General features: G+C 35.2%; 9 protein-coding genes. 8 read left to right on the top strand and 1 reads right to left on the bottom strand.

Annotated elements, in window-relative coordinates; all coding sequences use genetic code 11:
• The first annotated feature begins 131 nt into the window (after window positions 1-131).
• The 8 genes from J5G60_RS14720 to minC all read left to right on the top strand — a co-directional run bounded on the left by J5G60_RS14720 (window position 132) and on the right by minC (window position 7,588).
• Window positions 132-392 carry a DUF4321 domain-containing protein gene (locus J5G60_RS14720; RefSeq protein WP_150358734.1) on the top strand — a complete coding sequence of 87 codons (261 nt, stop codon included), beginning with the start codon at window positions 132-134 and terminating at the stop codon, window positions 390-392.
• A gap of 11 nt (window positions 393-403) precedes the next feature.
• Window positions 404-982: a Maf-like protein gene (locus tag J5G60_RS14725; RefSeq protein WP_150358735.1), complete on the top strand. Its 579-nt coding sequence runs from the start codon at window positions 404-406 to the stop codon at window positions 980-982.
• Window positions 983-996: 14 nt separating this feature from the next.
• Window positions 997-1,689 carry a RadC family protein gene (radC, locus tag J5G60_RS14730; protein ID WP_150358736.1) on the top strand — a complete coding sequence of 231 codons (693 nt, stop codon included), beginning with the start codon at window positions 997-999 and terminating at the stop codon, window positions 1,687-1,689.
• 15 nt (window positions 1,690-1,704) lie between these two features.
• Complete coding sequence (locus J5G60_RS14735; RefSeq protein WP_150358737.1) at window positions 1,705-2,715, top strand: rod shape-determining protein; 1,011 nt, start codon at window positions 1,705-1,707, stop codon at window positions 2,713-2,715.
• A gap of 9 nt (window positions 2,716-2,724) precedes the next feature.
• The gene (gene mreC / locus J5G60_RS14740) at window positions 2,725-3,588 is read left to right on the top strand and encodes a rod shape-determining protein MreC (protein ID WP_150358738.1); all 864 of its coding nucleotides are present in this window, start codon (window positions 2,725-2,727) and stop codon (window positions 3,586-3,588) included.
• Window positions 3,589-3,599: 11 nt separating this feature from the next.
• Window positions 3,600-4,091 carry a rod shape-determining protein MreD gene (gene mreD, locus J5G60_RS14745; protein ID WP_150358739.1) on the top strand — a complete coding sequence of 164 codons (492 nt, stop codon included), beginning with the start codon at window positions 3,600-3,602 and terminating at the stop codon, window positions 4,089-4,091.
• A gap of 51 nt (window positions 4,092-4,142) precedes the next feature.
• A complete protein-coding gene (locus J5G60_RS14750; protein WP_150358742.1) occupies window positions 4,143-6,797 on the top strand; it encodes a penicillin-binding transpeptidase domain-containing protein in 2,655 nt (884 codons plus the stop codon).
• Window positions 6,798-6,955: 158 nt separating this feature from the next.
• Window positions 6,956-7,588: a septum site-determining protein MinC gene (gene minC, locus J5G60_RS14755; protein WP_150358740.1), complete on the top strand. Its 633-nt coding sequence runs from the start codon at window positions 6,956-6,958 to the stop codon at window positions 7,586-7,588.
• 69 nt (window positions 7,589-7,657) lie between these two features.
• Here minC and J5G60_RS14760 read toward each other — a convergent pair whose 3' ends face one another.
• Window positions 7,658-7,891 (bottom strand): hypothetical protein, encoded by a 234-nt coding sequence (locus J5G60_RS14760; RefSeq protein ID WP_150358741.1) that lies wholly within the window; start codon window positions 7,889-7,891, stop codon window positions 7,658-7,660.
• Between the last annotated feature and the right edge of the window lie 134 nt (window positions 7,892-8,025).

Here is an 8,025-nt window from a genome sequence, read left to right on the forward strand (position 1 = left end):
CCCCCCCCCCCCCCCTTTTTTTTTTAATGATACGGCGACCACCGAGATCTACACTTCTAGCTTCGTCGGCAGCGTCAGATGTTTATAAGAGACATCTATATAAGATATATCATTAAGGTAGGGGATTTTATGTGAAAGAAGCAGGGAAAAAAAGAGGACTTTTATGGCTTTTTATATTTCTGGGAGCTATATTGGGCAGTGTTCTTGGAGATGCAATTGGGAATAATTTGGACTTTCTAAGCCTTCTTAAAGACTCTTATTCGGTTGGAATGCCTAAACCACTGGTATTAAATCTTAAAGTTTTGGCAGTGACTTTTGGTGTAGATTTTAAAATAAATATTATGACTATAGTAGGAATAATTATGGCTATAATATTATATAGAAGGTATTAGGAAGTGATAACTTGAAAATTGTATTGGCTTCAGCCTCTAGCAGGAGAAAAGAGCTTTTAAAAAGATTAGTAAAGAGCTTTCAAGTAATAGTAAGTGATTTTAATGAAAGTTCTATTGTATTTCATAAAGACTGTGCTTCATATGTTATGAAATTAGCTGAGGGCAAGGCGAAAAATGTATGTGATAAATGTACAGATAGGGATTTAATTATAATAGGGTGTGATACAGTAGTATTTTTTAATGGAAAGATAATGGGGAAACCCAGCAGCGGCGAAGAGGCTTTTTATATGTTAAAATCCTTAAGTGGAAATGAACACAGAGTATATTCAGGGATATCGGTTATAGACAAGAGTTCAAATAAAATCTATAACGATTTTGTATGTACTACTGTAAAATTTTCTGAAATAGATGATAGGCAAATAGAAAAATATTTAAAAACTGGAGAGTACATAGATAAGGCAGGATCCTATGGCATACAGGGTTATGGAGGAATTTTCGTAGAGGAAATTTGTGGATGTTATTATAATGTGGTAGGATTACCTTTAAATAAGTTGTATAATATGTTAAGTAGGATGGGGGTAAATTTATAATAGGGAGTTTTTAAATGAAAGACATGTTAAAAATTATGGATTTACCAGAAAATGAAAGACCACGGGAAAGATTATTCAGATATGGCTCAGAAGTGCTGTCCAATGCAGAGCTTTTAGCTATAATACTTGGATGTGGATCCAAGAAAGAAAATATAATATCCTTGAGTAATAGAATTATAAGAAACAGCGGGGGACTAAATGGGATTCTCAATTCTACAACGGAAGATCTCACAGATACTTGTGGTATTGGAAGAGCGAAAGCTGCTAAGATAATGGCGGTGGTGGAACTGTCAAAGAGATTTAGATCCTATAGGGGCGGCAGTGATTATAAAATATGCAGTCCTGAGGATGCAGCAATGTTGGTTATGGAAGAGATGAAAGAATTGAAGCAGGAATATCTCAAAGTCATGATATTAAACACCAAGAATGTAGTTATGGGAATTAAGAATGTATTTGTTGGAAGTTTAAATTCTTCCATAGTCCATCCAAGAGAAGTGTTTTTTTATGCCATAAAAAAGAATGCTGCTTCTATAATAGTTTGTCATAATCATCCCTCTGGGGATCCATCACCCAGCAGTGAAGATATAAATGTAACTTATAGATTAAAAGAATGTGGTGAACTTTTAGGTATAAAGTTAATTGACCATTTGATAATAGGCGGGGGAATATACGTGAGTTTAAAAGAAAAAGGAATTTTGAGTGATTGAAAGGAGAAAATATAAATGGGATTTTTTGGAATGTCAAGAGATATGGGAATTGACCTTGGAACAGCTAATACTTTAATATATGTTAAAGGAAAGGGAATAGTACTTAGGGAACCTTCTGTAGTAGCTATAAACAGTGACGTTAAGAAGGTCATGGCAATAGGCAATGAAGCCAAGGATATGATAGGAAGAACGCCGGGAAATATAGTGGCTATAAGACCTCTTAAAGATGGAGTTATTGCCGATTTTGATGTTACACATGCTATGCTGAGAAAATTTATAGAAAAAGTAAGCCCTAAATCTGCATTTGCAGGTCCTAGAATTTTTGTGTGTTTTCCCTCAGGAGTTACTGAAGTGGAAAAAAGGGCTATAGAAGAAGCCACGAAACATGCAGGTGCTAGAGACGTGCTCCTTATGGAAGAGCCTATGGCGGCTGCTATTGGAGCTGGCCTGCCTGTAAACGAACCAACGGGAAGCATGATTGTGGATATAGGAGGAGGAACTACAGAAGTTGCCATAATATCATTGGGAGGAATTGTAACGAGCAAGTCTTTGAGGATTGCAGGAGATGAATTAGATCAAGCTATAATAAGCTATATAAAAAAGGAATATAACCTGATGATAGGAGAGAGGACGGCAGAAAACGTAAAAATTGAATTGGGTTCGGCTTTTGATATGGATGAGAATAAATCCATGGAGATAAGGGGCAGAGATTTGATTTCAGGATTGCCTAAGGTCATAAATATAACTGAAACTGAAGTCAGGGAAGCCTTAAAAGAACCTATAATAGCCATAATTGATGCTATAAAGACTACACTTGAAAAGACACCTCCAGAACTTGCATCGGATATAATGGACAAAGGAATTATGCTGGCGGGAGGAGGAGCTATGCTGAGAGGACTGGATTTACTGATAAATCAGGAGACCCATATGCCTGTTCATATAGCTGAGTCACCTCTTGACTGTGTTGCGCTTGGTGCAGGGAAAGCTCTAGATACTATTGATAAGATAGTAGCCAGTAGAAAATAGTGATAGGTTATGAGATTTTTAAAAAATAAGTTGATAGTAACTATAATAATACTTTCGATTGTATTTTTATTTCTAATTCCTTTTAGTATCAAGGGCGGCAGTGGATCGGTTTTAAGAAATGGAATAGGTGTTACTTTTAGTTCAGTTCAGGGAGGTTTGTATAAGTTTAATGGTGGGCTGAAAAATTTCATAAGCTTTCTCATAAATTTTTCTGAAGTAAAGAGTGAAAATGAGGAATTAAGTAAGGAAAACAGCTCATTAAAAAATAAACTGGTAGAATATAATACCTTGAAAAGTGAGAATTCACAGCTTAGAAAGGAACTTAATTTCAAAAAACAAAGGGCAGAATATGACTATATAGGCTGTGACATAGTAGGCAAGAGCAGTGATGGAATTCTAGACGAACTTGTAATAAATAGAGGAAGTGCAGATGGTATAGAAAAGCAAATGGTGGCTGTTACCGCAGAAGGTCTTGTAGGTCAGGTTGTTCATGTAGAAAAGAGTTGGTCTATAGTTCAATGTTTGACTAACGAAAATTTGGCGGTAGGGGGTACTATTGCAAGAGCAACGGCGGATACAAATGGAGTAGTAAACAGCGGCATTGTAAAGGGATATAAGGGCAGTGAAGATAAATATTTAGCTAAGCTTTACTACTTGCCTCAGGAATCCACTATTAAAAAAGGCGATGAAATTTTAACTTCAGGAATTGACAATTCATATCCTCAGGGAATAAGAATTGGATCCGTAATAAGCGTAGAAGATGATAAGGGAAAGGTAATGAAAAATGCTGTGATAAAACCTTATGTGAATTTTGATAAAATTCAGGAGTTGTTAATAGTGGTTCCTAAGAATAAAATAGATATTAAATACTAGGGTGAGATAAAATGAAAAAAATATTAGTTCTTGTTCTCTTATCAATTTTATTATTTATTTTAGACAATGTATTGATGCCTTTTTTTGCTGTAAAAACATTTTATCCAAGTTTATTGTTGATTTTTATAATTTGCTATTCTATTGTAAATGGAAAATGGGAAGGATTATGGTTGGGAATATTTGCAGGAATCCTTCAGGATATATATTTTTCCCAGGGAATTGGAATAAATTCTTTTACCAATATGATAGTGTGTATTATGGCGGGAGCAATAGGAAATAGTATATTTAAAGAAAAGAGAATCATCCCCATTATTTCTTGCTTTTCGCTAATCCTTTTTAAAGGAATTTTAATATGGAGTATTCTCTACTTAAGTAAAGTATATGTAAATATGTCAAATGTATTTTTCTCTGCTATTTATGATATGATTCTGTGTGTTTTTATATATAAACCAGTTTATAATTTTTGTAGAAAAGATTATATGCAGGTTAAATGGAAATTTTAAAATAAGGAGAAAAATTTATAAAAGTGGAGGTGGTACCTTGTGAGGGAAAAAATGCACTCTAGTATGACAAGATACACTGCGCTCATTATAATTATGTCAGTTGTCTTTACTACTATAGCGGGAAGGCTTTTCTTTCTTCAGGTAGTAAAGGGACAGGAGTATAAAGAACAATCTAATAATAAATCCATAAGAGAAATTCCAGATATAGCTCCAAGAGGAAAGATTTTGGACAGCAAAGGCAAGATTTTGGCTACTAGTACTCAGGGATATATGCTGGTGTATAACCAGACAGATGACAATGATGAAGTTTTTTTCACTACTATGAGCAGGGTGTTTAAAATATTGGATGACAGCGGTGAAAGTCAGCAGGATGATTTTGAGCTCAAGATAAATCCCTTTAAATTTGAATTCAGAAGTGACGATGAGGAAACTAGGAAAAATCTTGAAATTAAATTTAAAAGGGACAGGGGATTAAATGAGGATATCGAGAAAAGCATTAAAAACAAGAATAAAAATATTTCTGATGATGAGCTAAAAGTTTTAGTCAACAAAGAACTTCTGAAGATATCTCCGGAAGATACTTTTAAAAAACTTGTAAAACAGTACAACATCAGCAGTGCCTATTCACTTGAGCAGCAGAGAAGGTTTATGATTGTAAAGGATACTTTGAAAATGCAGAGCTTTTCCGGATATAAGCCTGTGACAGTGGCCAGCAATATAAAAAAGGAAACCGCTTTTAAGTTTTTACAGATGTTAAATGAACTTCCAGGAATAGATGTAACTACCCAGCCTATAAGGTCTTATCCCAACGGTAATTTGGGATCCAACTTTATAGGATATATATCGAAGATATCTTCTGACTATGAAAAGTATACGGAAAAAGGATATGACGTGAGCAGTGATTATGTAGGTCAGGCAGGAATTGAAGGAGCTCTTGAAGATAGACTGAAAGGTTCAAAAGGTGGAAGAATAGTAAAACTCAATAAAAATGGAAGGATAACTGAAGAACTTGGAAAAAGGGAGCCCTATCCGGGTCAGACGGTACAACTTACAGTAAATAAGGATGTTCAAAAGGCAGCAGAAACTTCCCTTGAAAATACACTGGCAAGTCTTAGAGCTAATCCATATCAGATGAGGCGTTCCAACACTTCAAACGCTACGAGGGGCACTGCAGTGGTAGTTAATGTGAATACGGGAGCTATAGTGGCAATGGCACAGGTGCCTCGGTATAATCCAAATGATTTTGCTGTTCCAGGAAGATTGACTTCGGAAATGTACAGCCAGTACTTCAACCCTGATTTGAAACAGTTTGGGAAAAATTATATTGAATCACGGGGTATTACAGGTAATTATCCAGGGCAAAGTGAGGATGAAGTGCTGAACACTCTTTTCCCGGTAGACAAAAGTATAAAAAACAACACCACTATAAGAAAAGATGTCTATGATATATATCCAAAGCCATTTTACAATTATGCCACACAGTCTCTTATACCTCCAGGATCCACTTTCAAGCCTATGACGGCTATTGCAGGACTTGAAACCGGTGTTATAACTCCTGATTTTTCCGTGGATGACGAGGGCTATTTCTATCAGGGAAGTAAAAAGGTAAATTTTGAATTGGATGGTCCCAATGGAGTTGTGAATCTCATAACTGCCATACAGAAATCCAGTAACCCCTACTTTATGACGGTGGCGGAAAAACTCAGAAATGCTTTCGGAGACGATATTCTGGCCAAATATGCATGGAAATTTGGACTTGGTGTAGATCCAAACAGCAGTATTAAACCAACTACGGGAATAGAGATACCGGAAAAGTTTGGACAAGTATATAATACTGTTTCAAATAAAAACACCTATGCCAATACCTATCTCTGGAAAACCATGTCCATACTTAAAAACGGACAGGATGACTACGGCCACAAGGTTGTTACTGTAGATTTATATGACAACAGCGGTGATTCAAAACAGACTACTTCAATTAAAAACAGCATTAAAACACTCATAAAGGATTCTATAAAAAGTGGGAAAAAATCTTTTGACAGGTCAAAATATAAGGAATTGTTTTCGCAGCTTGCACTAGAAGATCCCAACAATAAAAAAGATATCAGCAGCAGCCAAATGGACAATTTAATAAATGTGATATACAGTATAACTATTTCGGATGCCAATGCCCAGCTGAAGGTTCCTGCCAACATAGAAAATGCAGCCATAGGTCAAGGACTGAATCAGTTCACACCTCTTCAAATAGCAAATTATGTTGCTACTATTGCCAACGGCGGCACCAGGTATAAACTGCATCTTGTGGATCAGTATTTGGATGCAGATGGAAAAGTTATTGAAAAAGTTAATCCAGAGATTATAGAAAAAACTGGAGTTAGTTCTGCTAATTTGGAAACTGTTAAAGCGGGGATGAGCGCTGTTAATGAAAAAGGTACGGCAGCAGCCGTATTCAGCGGATTTCCCATAAGTACTGCAGGTAAAACAGGTACTGCCAGTTTTGCTAATCAAGACCAGGTGGGAAGAACCGACTATGCTGAATACATTGGATTTGCCCCAATTGACAAGCCGCAGATAGCCGTATGTGTGGTCTTGTTTGACGGTGGTCAGGGAGGAGTGGGAGCAGCCTCTGTAGCTAGAGATATCTATTCTGCATATTTTACTTCAAATGGTACTATAAGCGGCTCCACTACTACTGGAACAAAATAGTGAATAAAAGTAATTTGCGAATAGACTGATCTATTCGCAAATTTTATGTCATAATAGCTTGATACCAGGTGGTATTTAAAAAATAAAGACGGAATTTAAGAAGGAATTATACAAAAAGTGTTGAATTACTATTTTAGAGGTGACTTATGGAGGCTGGTATGATAGATAATAATATAATGGTTAAAGGCAACCGAGATGGAATAAATATAATAATAAATATGAATAAATTTAAGGATTTTGAAGAGATGCTGGAATCTTTAGTTAAAAGACTTTCTGTTGGAAGTATGTTTTACAAAGGATGTACTATTAAAATAACTACGGAATTGGAGTACATAAATCAAAGACAGTTTGCTAAATTGAAAGATGTATTATTTGAAAAATTCTTGGTGAAAGATTGTATATTTGAAGACAGCAATGAAAAACCCAATAAAATATTTTCAGGAATTTATGAGGGAAGGACTAAGTTTCTAAGAAAAACTGTAAGAAGTGGACAAGTTATAAATTATTCGGGAAATATAGTGGTAATTGGGGATGTGAATGCTGGCTCAGAAATATATGCAGGTGGAAACGTAATAGTCTTCGGATCACTGAGAGGATATGTTCATGCTGGATTTGGGGGCAACTCTAAAGCCATAGTTGCATCGATTTGCCTTCAACCGGAAATGCTTCAGATTTCAAATATAGTTACAAGATCTCCCGAGGATAATATTAAGCCTGAATATCCTGAAGTAGCCAGAATAAGGGGAAATACGATTGTAGTGGAACCGTATCTTCCCAATAAATATGTCTAAAATTAATAAAACTGATGAATACAGTCAATAAAAATACACAGATAGGCTGCTATCCGTGTATTATAATCATCATTTTAAGTCTTTGATTTGATTTTTAAGATTTTTAATTTGGTCTTGTTTTTCCTTTAAGGATTCAAGATTCTGTTGTTGTGCTGCAATAGTAAGTATATTAGCTGCAACGGCAGTTAAAAAATTACCTAATACGTTATTATCGTCAGATGATTTTCCTTCTGTAAGTTGGAATGCAACCAAATTTGCTAGGAGAGATAATTCTTCAGGTGTTATTGAGCCAAAAGTTGACATTATAATTCACCTCAAAATTATTATATTAAAGTATTCACGATAGGTACATTTAATATCAAGAAGAACTCAAGAGCAAACCTATGAAAAGGATATTGAATATATAAAGATAATTTAGAAAAAATTTAGCTTTTAAT

It is taken from the genome of Clostridium sp. HV4-5-A1G (genome assembly GCF_900184915.1).
Lineage (GTDB): Bacteria > Bacillota > Clostridia > Clostridiales > Clostridiaceae > Clostridium_B > Clostridium_B aromativorans.

What these genes read in the sequence shown, in the direction of transcription:
- mreD (WP_150358739.1), top strand. Translation starts at nt 3,600, where the DNA reads ATGAAAAAAATATTAGTTCTTGTTCTCTTATCAATTTTATTATTTATT.
- radC (WP_150358736.1), top strand. Translation starts at nt 997, where the DNA reads ATGAAAGACATGTTAAAAATTATGGATTTACCAGAAAATGAAAGACCA.
- mreC (WP_150358738.1), top strand. Translation starts at nt 2,725, where the DNA reads ATGAGATTTTTAAAAAATAAGTTGATAGTAACTATAATAATACTTTCG.
- J5G60_RS14750 (WP_150358742.1), top strand. Translation starts at nt 4,143, where the DNA reads ATGCACTCTAGTATGACAAGATACACTGCGCTCATTATAATTATGTCA.
- J5G60_RS14760 (WP_150358741.1), bottom strand. Translation starts at nt 7,891, where the DNA reads ATGTCAACTTTTGGCTCAATAACACCTGAAGAATTATCTCTCCTAGCA.
- minC (WP_150358740.1), top strand. Translation starts at nt 6,956, where the DNA reads ATGATAGATAATAATATAATGGTTAAAGGCAACCGAGATGGAATAAAT.
- J5G60_RS14735 (WP_150358737.1), top strand. Translation starts at nt 1,705, where the DNA reads ATGGGATTTTTTGGAATGTCAAGAGATATGGGAATTGACCTTGGAACA.